This is a genomic window from Paraflavitalea pollutisoli, from assembly GCF_029360705.1.
Taxonomy (GTDB): Bacteria; Bacteroidota; Bacteroidia; order Chitinophagales; family Chitinophagaceae; genus Paraflavitalea; species Paraflavitalea pollutisoli.
In genome coordinates this window covers 1,569,373-1,591,084 of sequence record NZ_JARKMX010000008.1, presented here as the reverse complement: position 1 = coordinate 1,591,084, position 21,712 = coordinate 1,569,373, and the positions used below count along the sequence as shown (strand labels likewise).

The 21,712-nt window shown below is 51.0% G+C and carries 15 protein-coding genes; 7 read left to right on the top strand and 8 right to left on the bottom strand.

Features of this window, described 5'->3' with window-relative positions; all coding sequences use genetic code 11:
* Window positions 1-2 precede the first annotated feature (2 nt).
* On the top strand, window positions 3-1,610 hold the full coding sequence (locus P2W70_RS20070; protein ID WP_276483302.1) for a RagB/SusD family nutrient uptake outer membrane protein: 1,608 nt from the start codon (window positions 3-5) through the stop codon (window positions 1,608-1,610).
* 423 nt (window positions 1,611-2,033) lie between these two features.
* Complete coding sequence (locus P2W70_RS20065) at window positions 2,034-3,983, top strand: T9SS type A sorting domain-containing protein (protein ID WP_276483301.1); 1,950 nt, start codon at window positions 2,034-2,036, stop codon at window positions 3,981-3,983.
* 83 nt (window positions 3,984-4,066) lie between these two features.
* Here the strand turns inward: P2W70_RS20065 and P2W70_RS20060 are convergent, their stop codons facing one another.
* Both P2W70_RS20060 and P2W70_RS20055 read right to left on the bottom strand, forming a co-directional pair.
* Window positions 4,067-6,331 carry a glycoside hydrolase family 20 protein gene (locus P2W70_RS20060; RefSeq protein WP_276483300.1) on the bottom strand — a complete coding sequence of 755 codons (2,265 nt, stop codon included), beginning with the start codon at window positions 6,329-6,331 and terminating at the stop codon, window positions 4,067-4,069.
* A 204-nt stretch (window positions 6,332-6,535) separates the two neighbouring features.
* Window positions 6,536-8,443, bottom strand: a complete 1,908-nt coding sequence (locus P2W70_RS20055; RefSeq protein WP_276483299.1) for a CocE/NonD family hydrolase — start codon at window positions 8,441-8,443, stop codon at window positions 6,536-6,538.
* A 60-nt stretch (window positions 8,444-8,503) separates the two neighbouring features.
* On the opposite strand from P2W70_RS20055, the gene P2W70_RS20050 reads away from it, so the two are divergent.
* The 3 genes from P2W70_RS20050 (at window position 8,504) to P2W70_RS20040 (ending at window position 10,874) form a co-directional block, all read left to right on the top strand.
* Entirely contained in the window at window positions 8,504-8,980 is a 477-nt protein-coding gene (locus tag P2W70_RS20050; protein ID WP_276483298.1) for a nuclear transport factor 2 family protein, read from the top strand.
* Between the two features lie 93 nt (window positions 8,981-9,073).
* Entirely contained in the window at window positions 9,074-10,102 is a 1,029-nt protein-coding gene (locus P2W70_RS20045; RefSeq protein ID WP_276483297.1) for a glycosylasparaginase, read from the top strand.
* Window positions 10,103-10,130: 28 nt separating this feature from the next.
* A complete protein-coding gene (locus P2W70_RS20040) occupies window positions 10,131-10,874 on the top strand; it encodes a copper homeostasis protein CutC (RefSeq protein WP_276483296.1) in 744 nt (247 codons plus the stop codon).
* Between the two features lie 11 nt (window positions 10,875-10,885).
* Here P2W70_RS20040 and P2W70_RS20035 read toward each other — a convergent pair whose 3' ends face one another.
* The 4 genes from P2W70_RS20035 to P2W70_RS20020 form a co-directional block, all read right to left on the bottom strand.
* Window positions 10,886-12,523, bottom strand: a complete 1,638-nt coding sequence (locus tag P2W70_RS20035; protein WP_276483295.1) for a hypothetical protein — start codon at window positions 12,521-12,523, stop codon at window positions 10,886-10,888.
* Between the two features lie 54 nt (window positions 12,524-12,577).
* Window positions 12,578-13,846: an alpha/beta hydrolase-fold protein gene (locus P2W70_RS20030; protein WP_276483294.1), complete on the bottom strand. Its 1,269-nt coding sequence runs from the start codon at window positions 13,844-13,846 to the stop codon at window positions 12,578-12,580.
* A 214-nt stretch (window positions 13,847-14,060) separates the two neighbouring features.
* Window positions 14,061-14,735, bottom strand: a complete 675-nt coding sequence (locus P2W70_RS20025; RefSeq protein ID WP_276483293.1) for a DUF6624 domain-containing protein — start codon at window positions 14,733-14,735, stop codon at window positions 14,061-14,063.
* 151 nt (window positions 14,736-14,886) lie between these two features.
* Window positions 14,887-15,735, bottom strand: coding sequence for a helix-turn-helix domain-containing protein (locus P2W70_RS20020; RefSeq protein ID WP_276483292.1), 849 nt, complete (start codon window positions 15,733-15,735; stop codon window positions 14,887-14,889).
* A gap of 179 nt (window positions 15,736-15,914) precedes the next feature.
* Between P2W70_RS20020 and P2W70_RS20015 the strand changes: the two genes are divergently transcribed.
* Window positions 15,915-16,601, top strand: coding sequence for an energy transducer TonB (locus P2W70_RS20015; protein ID WP_276483291.1), 687 nt, complete (start codon window positions 15,915-15,917; stop codon window positions 16,599-16,601).
* Between the two features lie 149 nt (window positions 16,602-16,750).
* On the opposite strand, the gene pyk is transcribed toward P2W70_RS20015, so the two are convergent.
* Window positions 16,751-18,244, bottom strand: coding sequence for a pyruvate kinase (gene pyk, locus P2W70_RS20010; protein ID WP_276483290.1), 1,494 nt, complete (start codon window positions 18,242-18,244; stop codon window positions 16,751-16,753).
* A 125-nt stretch (window positions 18,245-18,369) separates the two neighbouring features.
* Entirely contained in the window at window positions 18,370-19,353 is a 984-nt protein-coding gene (pfkA, locus tag P2W70_RS20005; protein ID WP_276483289.1) for a 6-phosphofructokinase, read from the bottom strand.
* A gap of 200 nt (window positions 19,354-19,553) precedes the next feature.
* Here pfkA and P2W70_RS20000 point away from each other — a divergent pair, with 200 nt between their 5' ends.
* The gene (locus P2W70_RS20000) at window positions 19,554-21,680 is read left to right on the top strand and encodes a prolyl oligopeptidase family serine peptidase (RefSeq protein WP_276483288.1); all 2,127 of its coding nucleotides are present in this window, start codon (window positions 19,554-19,556) and stop codon (window positions 21,678-21,680) included.
* Window positions 21,681-21,712: the final 32 nt, after the last annotated feature.

Genomic DNA, 21,712 nt, shown 5'->3' with positions numbered 1-21,712 from the left:
GTATGAAACCTATCGATAAATACTGTAACCGTTTCATCCCCGCCATCGCACTGGTTTGCGTGCTGGCCACAGGATGCACCAAACGATTCGAGTCGATCAATACCGATCCTTATGGCCTGAGCGAGCAAGACCTCAAGGGTGACTTCGCACTTTATGGCGCGCCATTCAGTCAAATGCAGTTGGGGGTACACTTATTTGCCCCGGAATGGCAATACCAGCTGATGCAGAACCTGAATGCAGATATCTTTTCGGGGTATATGATGACACCTACGCCGTTTGCCAACAACGTCAACAATTCCAGCTACGCGATGATGGATGGCTGGAACAACAATATCTGGACACTGGCTTACGACAATGTAATGTCGCCGGCACAAGCGGTCATCGACCGTGCCAAAAAAGACGGCTATCCCAACTTCGAAGCCTGGGCGCTGGTCCTAAAAGTGCTGTCGTTGCATCGCGTCAGTGATGTATTTGGACCGGTGGTATACACGAATTTTGGCAAGATCAATAGTGATGGTAGTGTTAGCTACGATTCGCAGCAGGAAGCTTACAATGCCTTTTTTAAGGACCTGGATGATGCGCAGGCTAAGTTAAAGCCTTATGCACTCAGTGCCGATTCTTCTAAAAAGTTCAAAAACTTCGACCTCTCCTATGCCGGAGATTATACCAAGTGGATGAAGCTGATCAATGCGTTGCGGTTGCGGCTGGCGATCCGCATTGTGGGTGCCGACGTGGCGAAGGCGAAGACGGAAGGGGAGAAAGCGCTCTCCAACGAATTCGGGCTGATCGAAACCAATGAAGATGATTATGTCATCAACAGCAAAACGCTCAACAATCCAATCTCGGTGATCTCCAATAGTTGGGGTGATATCAAGATGGGCGCTCCGATGGAATCATACCTGAAGGGATACAATGATCCCCGTCTCTCCAAATACTTTACCCCGGCCATCGACCCGGCGGTGGCTGGTCAATACAAAGGTATCCGCAACGGGATCGATCTGCCGAATGACCAATTGTACCGGAAGCTGTCGAGTGTGGCCAACCTGGGTACGCGTATGCCGATGCTGACATCGGCGGAGGTCTGGTTCCTGAAGGCCGAAGCAAAGCTACGTGGCTGGACGGTGCCTGGTGCGGCCACGGTGCAGGAGGCCTATGAGAAAGGTATACAGCGGTCGCTGGCACAATGGGGCGTGGAAGGTTCGTTTGATGCGTATAAGAACAGTTTGGCACAACCGGCTCCTTATACCGATCCTTTCAATGCGGTGAACAATGTGGCCGCGGGATCGCCGATCCTGAGTACGGTGAGCCCCAAGTGGAATGAGGGCGGCAGCACGGCCCAGAAAATGGAGCAGATCCTGACGCAGAAATGGATCGCTTTGTTTCCGGAGTCGCAGGAAGCCTGGACGGAATTCCGGCGCACGGGGTATCCCAAATTGTTTCCCGTGGTCATCAACAACAGCAATGGAGTGGTTCCTGCCGGGCAATTCATCAAGCGGATCAATTTCGCGATTTCCGAAAAAGAAACCAACAAAGCAGGCTACCAGGGAGCCGTGCAGAAGTTGGGTGGCACAGACAATATCAATACCCGCCTTTGGTGGGACAAGCCATGAGGAATATTGGGGAGCAACAGCTATAAATTGCAAACGGCTGACCATCGATGATAGGTCGGCCGTTTGCATTTAAATTCTAAGTGTATAATTTATCCGCTTGACGGATAAGTATTGTAGTGTATATTAATTCCTTTGTTCCTACCTTAGCCGCGCGCCGGCCTTTATCTATTGATATTGCTGGTGACATGATTTTCTGCATTAGTAGCATTTCCCATCTCCTGAGATCATTATCTAACACTGACCGGTAGTCCGTTTTCGAACTGGGTACACTTTCTTTTGATTTACTATTAGTTAATCAATACAACACCTATGTGTAAAATTTTACACCTGAAACTGCGCTTTCCCTCACAAAAGAGATTGAGCAGAAAAGTCCAGTGCACGCTTTTACTGTTACTGCTATCTGCTTCAAACGTCGTGCCGGTTATGGCAGGGCCCGGGTTTTCCGGCATGCTATGGCGGTCGAAGCAACAAGGGGCTACGGCGCCTACATGGATGAAAGCCGTAGCATTCGCACCCAATGCGGATGATGATAATGATGGGTTGACCAATCTGCAGGAGGGCAGGGGGTATGATCCGACGGGGGATGCCGACATCGACGGTATTCAGAATTACATCGATCCGACTCCGGGATTGCCGATTCTGGTGCCTGCTTTCACGGATACCAATAGCGACGGTATCAATGATTATTACGATGCTGACCTGGATGGTAAGCCCAATCACCTCGACATCGATTCTGACAACGATGGTATTCCTGACCTGATCGAAGCAGGCGGTATCGATACCAATGGCGATGGACATCGTGATGCACCAGCTTCTCCTTTGCCTCCTTCCAACTGGGATCAGGATGGAGATGGCGTTGTCAATGAGTATGATCTCGACAGTGACAATGACGGTATTCCCGATATCCTGGAAGCAGGTGGTACCGATCTCAACAATGACGGCCGGGCCGACCAGCTTGCAGACACCGACAACGATGGACTGGTCAACACCTATGATCCTGACGACAACAACGATGGTACGTTGGAGAACCCCGAGCAGGCGCTCATTCTCACCACGAACACGCTGGATGCCGCGAGCCAGGCCGGTGGTTATACGCGTGCCAACTTCGACAGCGATCGCTTACCCAATCCTTATGACCATGATTCCGATGGCGATGGTATTCCGGATGTGATCGAGAATGGCATTTTTCATGCACATGGCACTGCTACGACTTCGGGAACACCAAGCGCGGTTGATGGCTGGGACCCTGCAATCAATGCGCAGACGACTTTCATCTTACTGAATTCCGATAATGATATCCGTCCCAATTACCTCGATATCGACGCCGATGGGGATGGTATCACGGATAACGTAGAAGGATTGTACACCAATTATTACAAGCTTCCCCTTTATCTGGATACCGACAAGGATGGTATCGATGATGAATACGACAGGGATGATAACTTGCTGTATACAACAGAGGGCATCGATCCTGCCAACTTCCTCGGCGGTACGGATCCGGACGATTACCTGGATACGGATACCGATGACGATGGTTACCTCGATATCAACGAAGGGCACGATGGCAATGGCGATGGTTTCAATGATTATCCGCCTACCGGCATCGACATCGACAATGATGGTCTCGATAATGCTTTTGACCTCGATAATACAGGCCCCAATGTCATCATGCAGGGCATGAATGCAGTAACGACAATAGGTTTTCAGAATCCGCCCGCCAATCCGCCCGGAACGCTTGGCGCCCGCGGTCCATTGCCGTTGTCTGCATTGCCTGCCAGCCAGCTCGACCGGGCCTGGCGTACCATTAACCCGGCTGCGCTGCTGCCAATTACGTTGGTGAGCTTCAACGCACAGGTAACCGATGGCGGTGTTGCCCTTAGCTGGGAGGCCGATAACCAGGTCGACTTTGGCAACTTCGTACTCGAGAGAAGTGCAGACGGTACCAGTTTCACCACAGTGGCTACCATTGCAGCGAAAGAAGGCCTGAAAGCGAATTACGATTACCTGGATCATCCGGCCACGTCAGCTGGCAGGTTCTATTATCGCCTCAAACAGGTAGATCGCAACGGCTCATTTACCTACAGTCGTGTATTGATCGTTCGCTTCGAGATCTCCGGGCTTACGGTGGGTGTGGCTCCCAATCCGGCTGCTGAATTTGCCAACGTCAACATAAGTATCACCAAACGGCAACCGGTTGTGGTGCGTGTCATCGACAACATGGGTAGAATACTGATTGAAAAACGTACGATCATCGAGAAAGGTGATAATGTCATTCGCCTGGATAAGGTCAATGCCCTGCAAAACGGTCACTACACCGTTGTTGTCACTGCGGGTGCAGAAAGAGTAACCAAAAAGCTCATGATCCAGCAATAGGTGTTCATTTCGTGTTTCATAGTAAAACAAATGGGGCCCTCTTCACGGGGCCCCATTGCTTATTAGCTAGTTCTGCCGATTGATCAGTTCACCGAGATCTCATCCACAAATAACCAGGCCTTGCTGCCTGCACCGGGGTTGCCGTCGGCGATGGTGCCATGGTTCCTGGCAAACACTTTTACATAGCGGGCTTTGGCCGCAGCCGGTACTGTAATAGAAGCCATATTGTGGCTTTCTTTAACCGCTTGATTTGATTTGCCGGTAGATTGAAAGTTCTTACCATCTTCAGATACGAGCACTTCTACATATTCTGGCAGATATACCCAGCTCGGTTGTTGATCAAGGAGGTGGACTTTAACGGAGGAAATGGATTGTATTTTTCCGAGATCAATGATAGCTTCCATATCGGGGCCCTGCCAGCCTAACCATTCATCACCCAGGATGCCTTTTTCGGATTGGGCGCCATTCACCAGGCCAAAAGTGCCGCCATTGCCCCGGCGGTTTTCGGCAGTCGGTGTGGTGATCGATACTTTTCTGCCGGTAGCTTTGTTAAAAGAAAACTTCTGGTTCACTGGACTCAATTGCTGCCCGTTCACTTCCAGCATGGCACCGATCTGGTCGTCCATTTTTACAACCAGTGGCTTGCTATACACACTCACTTTGCTATCATAGCCGTTTAGCGTATAGAGTATCTTGCTGTTGGGCGCAGCTGTCTGCAGGCTGTACAGGATTGATCCATCATAGTTGGGAGTGGGGGCTATGCTGGCCTTCAGGTCAAAATAAGCCTTGCTATAGCTGGAACCCCACAGGTCGTACCGCTTGAATTGTGTTTGCAGGCGTTTCTCAAAACTGTTCCAGTCGCGCTTTTCTTTAGGGCTCCACAATACTTCACTCAAGGCCGTAGCGCGGGGGAAGATCATGTATTCTACTTTGCTGGGGTAAAGAATATATTCTGTCCACAGGTTGGCTTGTGCACCGAGGATGTATTTGCCTTCTTCTGCGGTGAGTTCCTTGGGGATGGGTTCGTAGCCATATACTTTTTGTAAGGGAATGAAGCCACCGATCGTTACAGAATCTTCACTTTTTGTTTGTGAGTAGTCGAAGTATACATAGGTGGTCGGTGTCATGATCACCTGGTGTTTTTGTTTAGCAGCTTCGATGCCACCCGCTTCTCCGCGCCAGCTCATCACTACCGCATTGGGGGCGAGACCGCCTTCCAGGATCTCATCCCAGCCAACGAGGGTTTTGCCTTTGCCATTGATGTACTTCTCCATGCGCTGGATGAAATAGCTCTGCAGTTCATGCTCGTCTTTCAGGTTGTGGTCCTTGATACGCTTTTGACATTTGGGGCATTTCTTCCAGCTGTCTTTGGGGCACTCGTCAGCGCCTACATGCACATATTTAGCCGGGAATAAAGGAATTACTTCGTCCAGTACATCCTGCATGAAATTGAATACGGTATCGTTGCCTGCGCAGAATACGTCGTTGAATACGCCCCAGGTTTGCTGCACCTGGTAGGGGCCACCAGTACAACCAAGATGGGGGTAGGCTGTCAACGCGGCGGAGGCGTGACCGGGCATCTCGATCTCGGGGATAACGGTGATATATCGTTTGGCTGCATATGCCACGATCTCCTTCGCTTCTTCCTGTGTGTAGAAGCCGCCATACCGTTGATGATCATTGCCCGTACCGGGATAACGACCGATGATGGTGCCATTACGGTAACCACCTACTTCGGTAAGTTTGGGATACTTCTTGATCTCAATGCGCCAGCCCTGGTCATCGGTGAGGTGCCAGTGGAAGTAGTTCATCTTGTGCATGGCCAGGTAGTCGATGTATTTCTTCACAAAGGAGATGGGGAAGAAATGGCGGCTTACATCCAGCATCAGACCACGGTATTGAAACCTTGGATAATCTTTGATATCGATATAGGGTACTTTGAGCGAAGCACTCTTTTCTACGGGTAACAATTGAAGCAAGGTTTGTACACCATAAAAGGTACCGGCCTCATTATCGCCGGCAATATAGACCTGACCCTTGCCGGACCGGAGTACGTAAGCGCCGGGATAGGTGTATTCCATCTTCTCATAATTGAGGTGGATACCGCCCGGGGTAGACTTATCGGTTACCTTGAGGGTGAACCCATACACCTGTTGCAGGTAGTCGTTGAGGAAGTTGGCGGAGTTCTCCAGTCCCGATCCTTCCAGTACGATGGGCGTATTTTTGGTGATTACAAACTGGCCGGCCACTTTGGGCATCTTCACTTCTACCGGCTGCGGAATGATGTTTACCTGGCTGAACAGGGCCGCATGGCTGCAGAGCAGAGCAATGGTCAATAGCTTTCGCATAGCGTCTTTTTGTAAAAGGTGATATAAGGTGGTCAAATGTAACCATTCCCCGACATGAAATTTCCTAATAGGATATCAAATTGTTGCGCAACCGGTTGATTCCGCAGAAATGCAAAAGCCGCCTCAAGGGATTGGTGAGGCGGCTTTTGCTATCGTGGTGACCGTATGTTATTGAGATGTTCGATGATCAACAGTACTGCCTTATCATTTCAACACTGGTAAAATGAGGTTGCTGCTATTGACCGCATCGTGGAAGAGATGGATCGTCGCTGCCTGGAAGTCGCTGTCTTGTGCGTCATAGATGTTGACAAACTTTTGCGGGTTGCGGTCGAAGAGCGGGAACCAGCTGCTCTGGACCTGTACCATCACCCGGTGGCCTTTTTTGAAGGTGTGCGCTACATCCGGCAATTCAAACTTTACCCGTTCTATCTTATTGGGCTTGAAAGCTTCGGGCTTTTCGAAGCTGTTGCGGAAGCGGCCACGCATGATCTCGCCACGTACCAGCATCTGGTAACCTCCCATGGGATAATCGCCACCGCCTGCACGACCTGCTGGTGCTACGGCGCCGGGATAGGCAAAATCATCGGGGAATACATCGATGACCTTAACGACAAAATCGGCATCTGTACCGGTGATGCTGGTAAGCAGGTCCGCTACCAGGGTGCCACCAAGCGTCAGGTCTTCTGTCAATACAGGGGTTTGAAAGGTGAGTACATCGGGCCGGCGGGCAGCGAAACGCTGGTCGTCGGTCATGTATTCGCGGGTTCGGCCCCAATGGATGCCATCTGCATACGGTACGGGAGTGGCGGGGTCGCTTACATACGTGCTGAAGCTGTTCTTTACGGTTGGTTTTTCCCAGGCCAGTCCGCCATTGGGCTGCATGTAGAGCGGCTGGTCGGTTTTATTGGCAGCAGGCCATTGGGGGAATTGCTTCCATTCGTTGGCGCCACTGAAGAAGATGGTGGCTTCGGGTAATTTGGAAATGTCTCCCTTGCCTTTCAGGAAATAATTAAAGAAAGGGATCTCGATATTGTTCTGGTACCAGTGTGAGGTATTGGCGCCGAACCGTACGTTGCCGAGTTTGGTGCCGTCGAGTGATGACCATTGTCCATGGTACCAGGGGCCCATCACGATCTTGTTGTAGGTGCTGGCCGGGTTCTTTTTTTCGATGGCTTCATACAAACGCCAGGCTCCATAACAATCTTCCGCATCGAACAGACCACCAACGGTGAGGATGGCTGGCTTCATGTTGTCGACGAAATTGCGGGGATTGCGTGCCTTCCACCAGTCGTCGAGGTTGGGGTGGGCGTAGAGGTCTTTCCAAAAAGAAAGGCTATCGCCGGTCAGCTTCATGAAATTGGGCAAGGCGCCGATGTTCAGGAAGGTGGCGTAGTTATCGTTGCGGGGGATCTGCAATTTGCTGGGGCTGCCTACTGTGGTGGGTTGAGGCCGGGGGAAACCAAATCCGCCGGTGTAGAAGTTGAAGCCGTCCATGAGGGCGAAGGCGCCGTTGTGGTGAAAGTCATCACCCAGGAACCAATCGGTTACGGGCGCCTGGGGGCTCACGGCTTTCAGGGCCGGGTGACCGCTGAGGGCTGCCATGGTCGAGTAAAAGCCGGGATAAGAAATGCCGAACACGCCGACATTACCGTTGTTGTTGGGCAGGTTTTTGACCATCCAGTCGATGGCGTCGTAGGTATCGCTGGCCTCGTCGTTCTCGGTGCCTTTTTTATTGGGGTTGAAAGGGCGTACATCCACAAACTGTCCTTCACTCATCCAGCGGCCCCGTACATCCTGGGTCACGATGATGTAGTTTTCGCGGGTATAGTAACGCAGGTGACCGATCCAGAGACTTGCCTTGTAGTTGTTTTCACCATACGGCGCACAGCTATAGGGGGTGCGGGTCATCAGGATAGGATGTTTTTCGGTAGCATCCTTGGGCAGGTAGATGGAAGTGAACAGTTTCACGCCATCCCGCATGGGAATGTATATTTCTTTTTTTGTATAGTTGTCACGCAACCAGGCCGAGTCTTGTGCTGTTTGCGGACTTAATTGCCCCTGGGCAATAAAAATAATAAGACAATTGGTCAGGAAAAGGAATAGTTTTCTCATGTAACCTTTAATTTTAATGTCCGAAAGTAACAAAAGTACATTAACCCGTAACAACCGCTTATGCATCCTCACCAACAACTCATCGAAAAATTCTACACCACCTTCGGCAGGCTGGATGCAAACGGTATGTTGTCCTGTTACCACGAAGAGGTCACTTTTTATGACCCGGTATTTGAAAACCTCAATGCGGCAGAAGTGGCTGCGATGTGGACGATGTTGTGCCGCAATGCCAAAGGTTTTTCGGTTGAATTCAAACACGTAGAAGCAGGCAATGAATATGGAAGTTGCGAATGGATCGCGACCTATACCTTTTCCGCCACCGGACGTAAAGTGGTGAATCAGGTAAAAGCTCATTTTAAGTTCCATGATGGGCTGATCATCGAGCATATGGATGACTTCGATATGTGGGCCTGGAGCCGCCAGGCATTGGGCCTTAAAGGGCTTTTGCTGGGGTGGAGTGGTTTTGTGATCAATAAAGTACGCAAGACGGCAAAACGCAACCTGCAAAAGTTTATGCAACTTGCCGCCAATGCCTGATGAACGGAGCGGGCCATATCGGCCGATTTACTGATATTGCAACCCGTAGCACCCCATTGGTGCTTTATTCACAAGAGAAACCTGCTATTTGTTATGTCTACCAGAAGAAAATTCCTCCGCTCCTCCGTCATGGGATCTGCGGCCGTTTTGGCTGGCCAATCATTGGCCGCCGCGGAACCTGCACTTCCTGCTGTTGTTAAAGGCAATCCGATCGTGATCTCTACCTGGGATTTTGGCAAGGCAGCCAATGCCGATGCCTGGAAAGTGCTGTCGGCGGGTGGCCGTGCCCTGGATGCGGTAGAGGCGGGTGTAAAAGTGCCCGAGGCCGATGAAAGTAACCAGAGTGTGGGGTATGGTGGCTTGCCCGACCGCGACGGTCGCGTGACGCTCGATGCCTGTATCATGGATGATCAATACAATTGCGGATCGGTCATGTGCCTCGAGCACATCATCCATGCGATTTCCGTGGCCCGGCTGGTGATGGAGAAAACACCCCATGTGGTGCTGGTGGGCGATGGTGCCCTGCAGTTTGCGCTGGCCAATGGCTTCAAAAAAGAAAACCTCCTGACTCCTTCCTCCGAAAAGGCCTGGAAAGAATGGCTCAAGACCTCCAAATATGAGCCGGTCATGAATATCGAGAACAAGTTATATAAGAAGGAAAACGATCCTATGCCCGGCGGTATCAATAACCATGATACCATCGGTATGGTCGCTATGGATACCAATGGCCTCTTGAGTGGTGCCTGTACCACGAGTGGCATGGCGTACAAGATGCATGGACGTGTAGGCGACTCACCGATCATCGGTGCGGGGCTGTATGTCGACAATGAGATAGGGGCTGCTACGTCTACCGGTGTGGGAGAAGAGGTGATCCGTATTGTGGGTTCACACCTGGTAGTAGAACTTATGCGGCAAGGACATAAACCGGAAGATGCCTGCCGCAAAGCGGTGGAGCGTATCATTGCCCGCAGCCCGGAAAAAGCGAAGCAGGTGCAGGTAGGCTTTCTGGCCCTGAATAAAAAGGGAGAATTTGGCGCTTATGCCTTGCAGCCTGGCTTTACCTATGCTGTGCGCAGTGGTAAGGAGGAAAAGGTGTACAAAGCCAAAAGCGTTTATCAATAACCCTACTGTTGCCTTCAAACAAAGAGCTATGGCCGATAATATTGTACTCGAAGTGTGTGCTTTCAATATCCAAAGCAGCCTGGTGGCTGCCAGGGTGGGGGCTACGCGGGTAGAGCTGTGTGATAATCCCGGGGAGGGCGGTACAACGCCTTCGCATGGTGCGATCCTGCGCGTGCGGGAGCAGATCGGTCTCGAATTGTATCCCATCATCCGCCCGCGCGGCGGCAATTTCCTGTATGACGACGATGAGTGGGCGATCATTAAGAAGGATATCCTGTTGTGCAAGGAGTTGGGGTGCGACGGTATCTCTACCGGGGTGCATTTGCAAAACGGTGAAATTGATATCGACAGGATGAAGCAGATCATGTCCTGGGCCTATCCGATGGGCGTAACCTGTCACCGTGTATTCGACCGTACGCCCGATCCTTACCAGGCGTTGGAGCAGCTGATCGAATTGGGCTGTGAGCGGGTGCTTACGAGCGGCCAGGCTTCCGGTGCACCGGAGGGGATCGACGTATTGGCCAAACTGGTTACCCAGGCCAACGGGCGGATCATCATCATGCCTGGCGCCGGTGTACGCGCTGCCAATATTGCCACACTGATCAAGGGCACCGGCGCCGTAGAGTATCATACTTCGGCGCGGGTGACTGTACCTGATACAGTCAGCTATCGCCAATCGGCCAACTTCGACTTCGGTGGTTTTCCCCTTGCCAATGAAGAAGAGTTAAGCTTGTTGCTGAGCAACGCACAACAAGCAATGAATGACATTTGATCGACTGTTTCTTACAGCACAATATTGATCCTGGCCGCCGGTAACAACCGGCGGTCTTTGTTTTTCAGGAAGTCCTGCAACAGGACTTCTCTATCGGATTGCAGGGTTACGGTATACGCTGGTTTTTCGTTGATGTAAAAGGTGACGGGTTTGGAGAGGTCTACCAGGTCGGGGTAGGCGTAAAATATGATTTCCTTTACGCGCGAGGTATGGATGTAGACCCTATTGTTGCTGATGTTGGCCATAATGGCGCCCGACCGGCGCCGGTTGTAGTTGAGTGTATCTCTTTTGTCGTTCTTGCCCGGTACGGTTGGGTTGTGGTTGACATGCCAGGAGGATGGGGTGGCCAGGGTGTCGAGTTGAGCGATCTGCATCCAATAATAACGTCCGTTCAGCGTATTGTCGGTTTGCCATTGCAACTGGCGGGGAAATGGATCGCGGCGTTGGTTGATGAGGCTGTCGTATATAAACCTGATGGGTGATGGTGTATTATAGGGCAGGCTATGGCTGCCGGGGACTAGCTGGTTGTACCAGTTGGCACCGATCTCCCGGCTGTAGTTATAGATGCTGCTGATCATTTCTTTTTTGAACAGATGGTCTTCAGTGCCACTGATCCCGTAAAAACGTTGTGTATTGCGCAGGTTGCCCAACGAGGTGTTACCCAGGATTATGGAAGGGAAATAGTTTAGCCCGAGGAAGGCTGCAAAAGGTGCGGGCCGGTTGATGGCTAGCCAGAACACACCGCGACCGCCATCGGAGTGACCGGTAGCATAAACCTTGTTGTCGTCGATGTTGTAGAGTGACTTCAGGAAGGCGATCTCGTCTTCGATGGCTTTGAAGGCGGCGGGATGGTAGAGCCAGTTGATGTCTTTGCGGGCGAAGGGGTAGAGGATAAAAGCGTTTTGCTCCATGGGCTTTTCGATCACTCCCTTTTCATAAATGGCGGGTTGTCCTTTTACGGCGAAGGACGACCGGTAACTCACCGCGCCCTGCAGGAATAGGTACAACGGTGTTGGTCGATTGGGACGGTAGGTAGCGGGTATGTAGACAAGGAAGGGGACCATCAATGTATCGTTGACACGGATATCATATAGCGTCCAATGCCCGGTTTTCGGTGGGCGCTGGTATTGGTTGAATTGCCTGATGGAGCGGTACAGGGCTGGGAATGGCATACCGGCTGCCCGCTTGCGCCAGGCAGCGGTGTCGGTCAACTCCGAACGATTGAGCCGGTTGGTGGTATCGGTGATGGAGGCGTAGTAAGCCTGTGTGGCAGCCTGTACGGAATCGTAGGGTATTTTGAAAGAAGCCATGGCGGCTTTCCAGTCGGGGGTAGCTTTGAGGCAGTTGGCGGCGGTGTCGTTGACAAAGAACTCGTAGTTGTAAAAGTCGCCGCCATGTTCCACAAACTCGTTGAAGTACTTGAGTGCTTTGGCCGGCTGACCGCACTGGCAGGCACACACGGCCGCCTGGTATAGCGGGTAGTTGACCTTTTGGTATTCGAAAGTTTTCTCGTACCACATAAATGCATTGCAATAATCGCCTTTCAGGTACAGGTCATATGCCCGGTTCGAAAAGGTGTTGGCCGAGTCTTTTTGTGCCTGGAGTGATCCGCTCAGCAAGATCGCTGCCAGGGTGAAAAGTCTTTTCATACTACTTGAAATGGTTGCTGCCGGGTTACCGGTCTGTACCGTTTTTCCGGCTGTTTATTGTTTATTGCCGACCAATGCAGCCAGCTTGTTGCTGATCTCTGCTCTTTCTGCCGCTTGCTCTGTTTCCGTAACAAAAGGATTGTTGCATTGCAGGGCTTTGTTGAGGCACTCTTTGGCTTGGGCGCTGTTGTGTTCCCGCTCGTACAACTCTGCCAGGCTGAGGTAAAAAGCTCCGAATTGCGGATACGCGCGACTAGCCTGCCGCCAGATGAATCTGGCCAGCTCGTATTTCTTATCTCCCAGTTGGTGCTTGCCATAGAGGTAATGGCTGGCGAGGGAATTGTAGAATGTAATATCGGCCTGCACGGGGTAGCCATACAGGTCCGATGTGGCGGCTAGTTCTTCCTGTATGTACTGCCGTAGCTGGGCGGTATCTGTCGTGAACGGTTTGGCGAATGTTCTGTTGAGTGTCAGCGTATGACGGCTGAAGAGGCTATTGAGCGCATCGGGTACGGTAAGACCCGGTGTCATGTTATGGGTGGCATTGGCGTGAAAGTAACTTTTCCAGATAAAATTGGCGGGTAGTTTTTTCGCGCGCAGGTATTGATCCAGTTTGGTGACAGTTGCCTGATGGCCATCGCCGCCGGGCAAGCCACTCAGTAGGGAGTCGCCGGTGGAGAAATAAAAAAAGCGCTGCTGCGGCAGGCGGGCAATGGTATCGAGCCCTTTTTCAAAGATCACCTGCTCCTGCGCACTGCCGAAATCGAACAGGCTGGCGCTGCTGGCGATGATGCCGTTGATATCACGCGGGCGTGCCATGATGGCGTGTTGGGAAAAGATAGCGGTACGGGAATGACCGATCAACAGTTTGAAATTGGCCGCCTGGTATTGTTGCTGCAGTACGGGAAATAATTCGTCGAGCAGGAAGGTCAGCATATCGTCTGCTTTGCCGCGGGTACCATTGTAGGCTGGCATGGTGCGGGGCGTGCGGTTGGCCCCGGTATACGAAATGCCAACGATGATGCAGGCCGGCATGCGCATCATCGCTGTGGTATAGTCAATGTTGTTGAGGGTGTTTTGGTAGATGAACCTATTTTGCTTGTCAAATACGAATACCACGGGATATTTCCTGTGCTTGCTGGTGCTTAATTCTTTGGGCAGTATCAGTTCTACCGTCTCCGTGTCTTTCATGGCGGGCGAAGGCACCCTGAGTTGAAGGGGCGCCTGGTACATGGATACGGACTGTGCGCTGGCGGGTGCTGCCTGCAACAGGAGGAATAAGAGGCAATAACCAGCTAGTCTTCTCGATGTGCTATGGTTCATGAAGGGGTGTTTTCTCAGTATGCAAAGTAACGTGAACCAGTTATCGCATAATTGTAATTTTCGGACAGATTACTACGGTAATGGAAACCTTGGGACAATCCCATTCCTGCTATCCCGGAAGTAAATCTTGGTCTACGAAAAAGCCCCGGCTGTCCGGGGCTGGTATCGTGCTGCTGCATCGCACTCTGGAGGCCTGGGGGCTGCTTGTCAACATTTATTGTTTGGGTACTGTGTACAACGTGGGGCCTTTGATCCCTCTTTCTTCCATATTGGCTTTGTTCATCTCAAAATGCATATTGGTCATCAAATTGAGGTATTCCTCGACTGTGGGCAGCCCCACAGCTTTGCGGCGGTCGTTGATATGGGTACTGTCATCCGTAGGCTTTGGATAGGCCTGGCAGATATCTCTGCGATAAATTACCTGCGTACCGTACAACTGCTTGCGACCGGTATTCAGGTACAGCCGATCGGTGAGGTACGCGAAGTTCTTCTTATCGGCATTGTTGCGTTGTACCTCTTTTTGCATGGCGTTGAGTACTTTTTCCTGAAAAGCGGGGTTGTGGTCGCTGTGCTGCACCATCAGCCAGAAGTCATGTTCACCTTCTTTACCCACGAAATCGATGCCTGGGTAGCCATGCTGGTCAAAAAATTTCTCCAGGATTTGCGCATGTGTTTTGAATACGCTGTCTTTGAAATGATCCCAGGCTTCCAGTGTGTAGTCTTTGTACTTTCCCTGGCGAATGTTGGCGGCTTCCTGGTCTACGATCGTCATGCGACGCAGCGAATCGGCCAATACTTTGTTGAAGGTGCGTTTTTGGGGTTGACTGTAAGCGGTGGGCGCTCCTGCACTCAGCAGCGCCAGTAAGACGATCCAGAATTGTTTTGTCATGCTGTTGAAATTGGTAATTGGCTATACGATTGGTACACGATGCCCGCGTCGGAGTGAGGGTGTCTCGGGGGAGGGCATGGCTATACGGCGTCGTTGGACACAAAGTAACTATCCCTTGGTGCGGTGGAATTGTATTTTTCGGACAAATGGGCTATTCTTTCACAAACCGGAAGATGAGGTGGTCATCGGCCAGTTTCTCGATGCTCTTGAAGAAAGCGCCGGGGTTGGAGCCCGTCAGTTTGTTGTAGACTTTGATAAAGTAAGACTGGTCGTAGAAATTGCTGTCGTAACCAATCTCGGTCAGCTTTTTGAACTGGGCGTTGAAGAGCTTGTTTTTAAGCGAATGCCGGAAGCGTGCGATCTTTTTCCAGGCCACCGGCGAAATGCTCATGTGTTTGTGAAAAAGCCGGTTGAAGGAGCGGGTGGTGAGGTTGAGGGTAGCGGCAACATTTTCGATGGAATATTGATCCTCAAAATCACTCAGCATCGCTACAGCTTTGCTAATCAGAGCATGTTCTGCCTGGGGATGGCAAATGGACAGCAGGAAAGTTTCGAGCAGCTTTACCCTTTCTTCATGCCCATCAGTGGAAAAAAAGGCCTGTAATAGTTGTTGGTAGGCGGGTAGTGTATCCCAGTCTGAAAAAGCCTGCGAATCGACGGAGGCAATCTCGCTGAAAGGTCGGCTGATAAAAGGAGCCATGCCAGCCGCGTTAAAACAGATGGTTACTTTGTCGACCGGACCTTGCAGGTTGACCAGCAAGGGCTGCTGAAAACTTCGTTGCAGTAGCGCGCCCGGTTTTCCGTCTTTGGTGGCCTGCACCGCCGTTGCATGTTCTTTGATCTCATATTGTATGGAACGATGGATGCTGAGCGGGACTGCGGTGTTGGGAAATGCGTAATAGGTAGTCTTGAAATCGGGCGAGTCGGCCTTCAGGAAATAATAGTAGTCGATGTAATTCCTGAGCGTGTCATTTTGTGGATAGAATGTAGAGATGTCCATAGTGTACTACAGTACCAAAAATACAATAAGAAAACCGAAAAATAATGCCAGACCCCGTACTGACCCAATTGCGCCCCAATATGCGCCTTTTGCGCAGTAAAGGCTGAAAAAAAACGGTTCGTGGCACTGTATTTTTAGCTATTGCAGTAAGATCAATTGTTCACTAAAAAGCATTAGTTATGAATTACGCACAGAATAATTGGAGATCGGTGTTTGCTGCACTGTCGATCGTGGCCGGTAGTTTATTGATCGGATGTCAAAGTAATAACAGCAGTTATGATAATGGACCTATCAATAGCGAAGCACCTGCAGGTGATGCGACCACCATGGATAGTACGCAAGGTACTGCCATCAATGAATCGCCCAATTCCGGGGATAATACTTCTGAACGCCCTATGGACAATACAGTAGTACCAGGTGCCGATAGAAGGACAGATAACAGCAATGTAATGCCAAAGAAAAAAGGGACACGCGGCAAAGCCTCGCTCAATATGAAGGACATGCCGGTCGTGAAAACATCTGTCGCTGTACGTGATGCAGATGGAGTTTACTCCCGTGCAGATGTAGCGCCTATGTATCCGGGCGGTGAAGATGCCCTGCGTCGTTACGTAGAAGACAATATCGAATATCCCGAAGACGCCATCGAGCAAGGCGCGGAAGGTGATATCCGTATTGCTTTTACAGTCGACGAAAAAGGTAATGTCATGGACGTAAAAGCCATGAACGAAAACAATACTGAATATACCTTGAAGCAGGAAGCCATCGACGTGATCAGCAAAATGCCCGACTGGACACCTGGTAAGGTGAAGGGTAAATCGGTTAAGACACGTATGTACATGCCGATCAGTTTTCAGATCATCGAGTAGATAGGCCTTTCAGGTTATTAACAATACTGACCTATGAAAAATGAAGCGGGACGCCGGAAGGTAGTCCCGTTTTTTTATTTAATGTAGGGGCAAATAAGAAAGCCCGCCGGGAAGGGCGGGCTTCGATATGGTAAGGGCATGCCCGTTGATTATTCGACTTTGGTGATCTTGAGGGTATTGGTAGGCAGGTGCAGGTGTACGGGCACGCTACCAGTGTTGACCACCACGCTACCGGGCTTGATGAAGCCGCGTTCTTTCAGGATGTTGATCTGGTCGAAGATGATATCGTCCAGGCTCTCTTCTTCGTCGTAGAAGAAGGCGCGTACACCCCAGCTCAGACTCAATTGATTGACCAGGGTTTTTTCCTTGGTAAATACATAGAGCAGTGATTTGGGGCGGAAGCTGCTGAGCACAAAAGCCGTGTAACCACTTTGCGTCATCCCTACGAGGGCGTCTGCATGGGTATCGTTGGCGAGTTTACAGGCATTGTAACAAACGGCGTCACTGAGGAACGAAGGAGAGTGAGGCTGTGGCTTCAGGTCTTCTTCGCGGTTGTAGCGGTATTCTGTTCTTTCTACTTCGAGAATGATCTTGCGCATGGTTTCTACCACCAGGGCAGGGTGTTTGCCGGTGGCTGTTTCACCGCTCAGCATTACGGCGTCTGCACCTTCCAATACGGCGTTGGCCACGTCGGTGATCTCACTGCGGTTGGGCTTTACGCGGTCGATCATAGACTCCATCATCTGGGTGGCTACGATCACGGGCTTGGCGCGGTGAATACATTTGCGGATGATATCACGTTGTGCCATCGGTACTTTTTCTACCGGCAGCTCGACACCGAGGTCACCACGCGCTACCATCACACCGTCGGACTCTACCACGATGTTGCGCAGGTCGACGAGGGCTGAAGGCATTTCGATCTTGGCGATCACTTTGGATTTGCTCTTGGCTTCGGCGAGGCGGCGCTTGAGGTCAACGATGTCTTCGGCCTTGCGTACGAAGGAGAGGGCGATCCATTCTACTTCCTGCTTGATGATGAACTCGAGATCGACGAGGTCTTTCTCGGTCATGGCGGGCAGTGATATTTCTGTATCGGGCAGGTTCACGCCTTTTTTGGGAAGGAGAGTACCGCCATAGGTAACCTGCACTTTTACGTCGCCTTCTTTGGTGATATCAACTACCACCACTTCAAGCTTACCGTCGTCGATCATGATCTTGTTGCCCACTTTCACATCTTCGTGCAGGTTGGGGTAAGAAACATAGATCTTCTCTTTGGTGCCTACTACCTTTTCTTTGGAGGTAAAGGTGAGGATATCGCCGGGAGCGATGGGCAGGGCGCCGTTCTCGATCTCACCAACACGCAGCTTGGGCCCTTGCAGGTCGGCCAGGATGGCAATATTATAGGGTTCTCTACGATTGATCTCTTTGATGTGGGCAATGATCTCAGCTTTGTTCTCATGGGTGCCATGAGAGAAGTTGAGACGGAAGATGTTAACCCCAGCTTTTACCAGTTCCAGCAATTTCTCGTACGTATCGCAAGCGGGGCCTACGGTGGCTACAATCTTGGTGCGGTGGTTGATGTGTTCAATACCGGCTTTTTTATCCATTTCATTGTGCAGGTATTTCGAAAGATCTCTGGCCATGTTTATTGGGATTACGTGATTTCTATTCTTGTTTCATATTACCAAAAAGCGCAACAATAGCAGGCTAACCGGTAAAGGCGGCGAAGGTACACGAATTGCCACCAAAATGATTAAACTCATTCGATTTAGCTGGCTAAGATCTTCACGATCTTCATCCATTCTTCGCTGATCTTCTGCTTCGACTTGACTGCTTTTTCAAGCAGGGTATACTGCATGCGGTTGTTGAGGATGCCCACCATCACGTTGTGACGGCCTTCCATCAGGCATTCTACAGCGCCATAACCCATACGGCTGGCGATGAGGCGGTCGAGACAGGTGGGGGCACCACCACGCTGAATGTGTCCGAGGATACAGAGGCGGGTGTCGATATTGGGCAGGCGTTCTTTCACCAGGGCGGTTACTGTTTCGCCACCACCAAACTCATCACCTTCTGCTACCACCACCATGTTCACCAGTTTCTTCCGGCGCTCTTTTTCCTGGAGCGATTCGATCAGGTGTTCCATATCGGTTTTGCGCTCGGGGATCAGGATGTGCTCTGCACCGGTAGCGATACCACTGTGCAGGGCAATATAACCTGCATCGCGGCCCATTACTTCAATAACGAAGAGGCGGTCGTGTGCGTCGGCCGTATCACGGATCTTGTCGATCGATTCTACGGCAGTGTTGACGGCGGTGTCGAAACCGATGGTGAAATCGGTACCGGCAATGTCTTTATCGATGGTACCGGGGATACCGATACAGGGAATGTCGAATTCGCGGCTGAATACATCAGCGCCACGGAATGATCCGTCGCCGCCAATGATCACGAGACCGTCGATACCGAGGGCTTTCAGGTTGTCGTATGCTTTCTGGCGGCCTTCCTTGGTCAGAAATTCTTTGCAACGGGCAGTTTTCAGGATAGTGCCTCCGCGTTGAATGATGTTGGCCACGCTGCGGGAATGCATCGGGATAATATCATTTTCCACCATGCCGGTATAACCGCGCATAATTCCAAATACTTCCAAACCGTAATAGATACCCGTTCTTACAACGGCGCGAACAGCGGCGTTCATACCGGGCGCATCACCACCCGAAGTAAGAACACCGATTTTTGTCACCTTTTGTGCCATGAATGTGTGCTGTTAGTTATTTTTTAAGAAAATCTCGAAAATAATGCAAGATATATTGATAATCAGCGCGTCTTTTTCAAAATCGGCCCAAAAATAAGGTTTTTAGTTTGATACACGAACGGTGGTCGTTGATGTCTGAAAATCAGTAATCTTGCCATAACAAACCGTGTGATATGATTAAAAGCTATATATTACCGATTATGAGTTTATTAGCGAGCAGCGATCTGATAGCCCAGACCAGCTATCCCAATTCCCGGAAATCGGACCAGGTTGATGACTACCATGGTGTTAAAGTTGCCGATCCGTACCGATGGCTGGAGGATGACAACAGTGCAGAAACAAAGGCCTGGGTAGAGGCCCAGAACAAGGTGACCTTCGATTACCTGAACAAGATCCCTTACCGGGCGCAAATGAAGAAAAGGCTGGAAGACCTGGCCAATTACCCCAAATATTCGGCGCCCAACCGCAAAGGAGACTATTTCTATTTTTATAAGAACGATGGCCTCCAGAACCAGGCAGTGTTGTACCGCCAAAAAGGGCTGGACGCGGTGCCCGAACTGGTCATGGACCCCAACAAGTTATCGGCGGAGGGTACTACCCAGCTGGCCGTATTCAACCTGTCGAAGGACGGACGTTACGCTGTATGGGGTATTTCAAAAGGCGGATCCGACTGGCGCACGCTGTATGTCCGGGATATGGCCACCAACAAAGACCTGACAGATTCGATCGAGTGGGTGAAGGTATCGGGCGCAGAATGGCAAGGCAACGGGTTTTACTACAGCCGCTACCCGGCACCCGAAGCGGGCAAAGAATTGTCGTCGAAGAATGAAAATCACCAGGTGTGGTACCATACCATCGGCACCAGCCAGGACAAGGATGAGCTGGTATATGAAGACAAGGCCAATCCCCAGCGCTTTCATTTCCTCAGTACGAGTGAAGACGAGCGGTTTGCCTATCTCTCCATCAGCGACCGCGGGAAAGGATTTGATGGTAACGCACTTTATTACCGCGACAGCAAGAGTGGAGACAACCGGTTCAAACCCATTGTGGCGGAAGTTGGCAAGTACAGCTACAGCCCTGTCGACAATGAGGGCGATAAAATTTTACTCTCTACCAACGACGGTGCGGAGAACAATAAAGTGGTGTTGTTTGATCCGGCCAGTCCTGCCAAATCCAATTGGAAGGTGATCATTCCGGAAGCCAAAGAGCCTATTCAAGGTGTTGGTACCGCCGGCGGCAGACTGTATGTAAGTTACCTGAAAGACGTAGCCAGCCGTGTGTATGAACACGATTACGCTGGTAAGCTGATCCGCGAGATCAAGTTGCCTGGTATCGGCACGGTTGGTGGTTTTGGCGGCTTGCAGGATGATAAATACTTTTTCTATACCTATACTTCTTTCACGTTTCCGCCAACGATCTATAAATACGAGATCGCGACCGGCACCAGTTCGGTATTCCGTCGTCCGGAAGTAGCTTTCAACCCGGAAGATTACGAAACCAAGCAGGTGTTCTATACCAGCAAGGACGGTACGAAGATCCCGATGTTCATTGTCCATAAAAAAGGACTGAAACTGGATGGCAACAACCCCACCATGCTATACGCTTATGGCGGTTTCAACATCAGTATGCAACCGTCGTTCTCCAGCACGCTGATTCCCTGGATCGAACAGGGGGCAGTGTATGCTGTGGCCAACCTGCGTGGTGGGTCGGAGTATGGCGAGTCCTGGCATGAGGCCGGTATGTTACAAAAGAAACAGAACGTATTTGATGATTTTATCGCAGCAGGTGAATACCTGATCAAAGAGAAATATACCTCCAAACAGCGGTTGGCGATAAGGGGAGGCTCCAATGGTGGCTTGCTCGTAGGAGCGGTGGCCAACCAACGGCCCGACCTGTTTAAGGTGGCCATACCGCAAGTCGGTGTGATGGACATGTTGCGCTTTCACAAGTTCACCATCGGGTGGAACTGGATCGCGGAATACGGTAGCAGCGACAGCGCAGCCGATTTCAAGAATCTCTATGCTTATTCGCCCTTGCACAACCTGAAGGCGGGTGTGAATTATCCGGCTACCCTGATCACCACGGCAGATCACGATGACCGGGTGGTGCCGGCGCATTCGTTCAAGTATGCGGCGATGCTGCAGGCCATGCACAAGGGCGCTAATCCGGTGATGATCCGTATCGACACCAACTCGGGCCATGGCGCCAGCAATATGGCCAAGGCGCTGGAAGGTATTGCCGATATCTATTGCTTCACTTTCACCAATATGAACTTCACGCCGAAGTTTACCGGTGGTGGTGTGGGGAATGGGAAGAAAGGGTTTTAGGAGGTTTCGAGGCAGAAAGGCAACTAGGCATT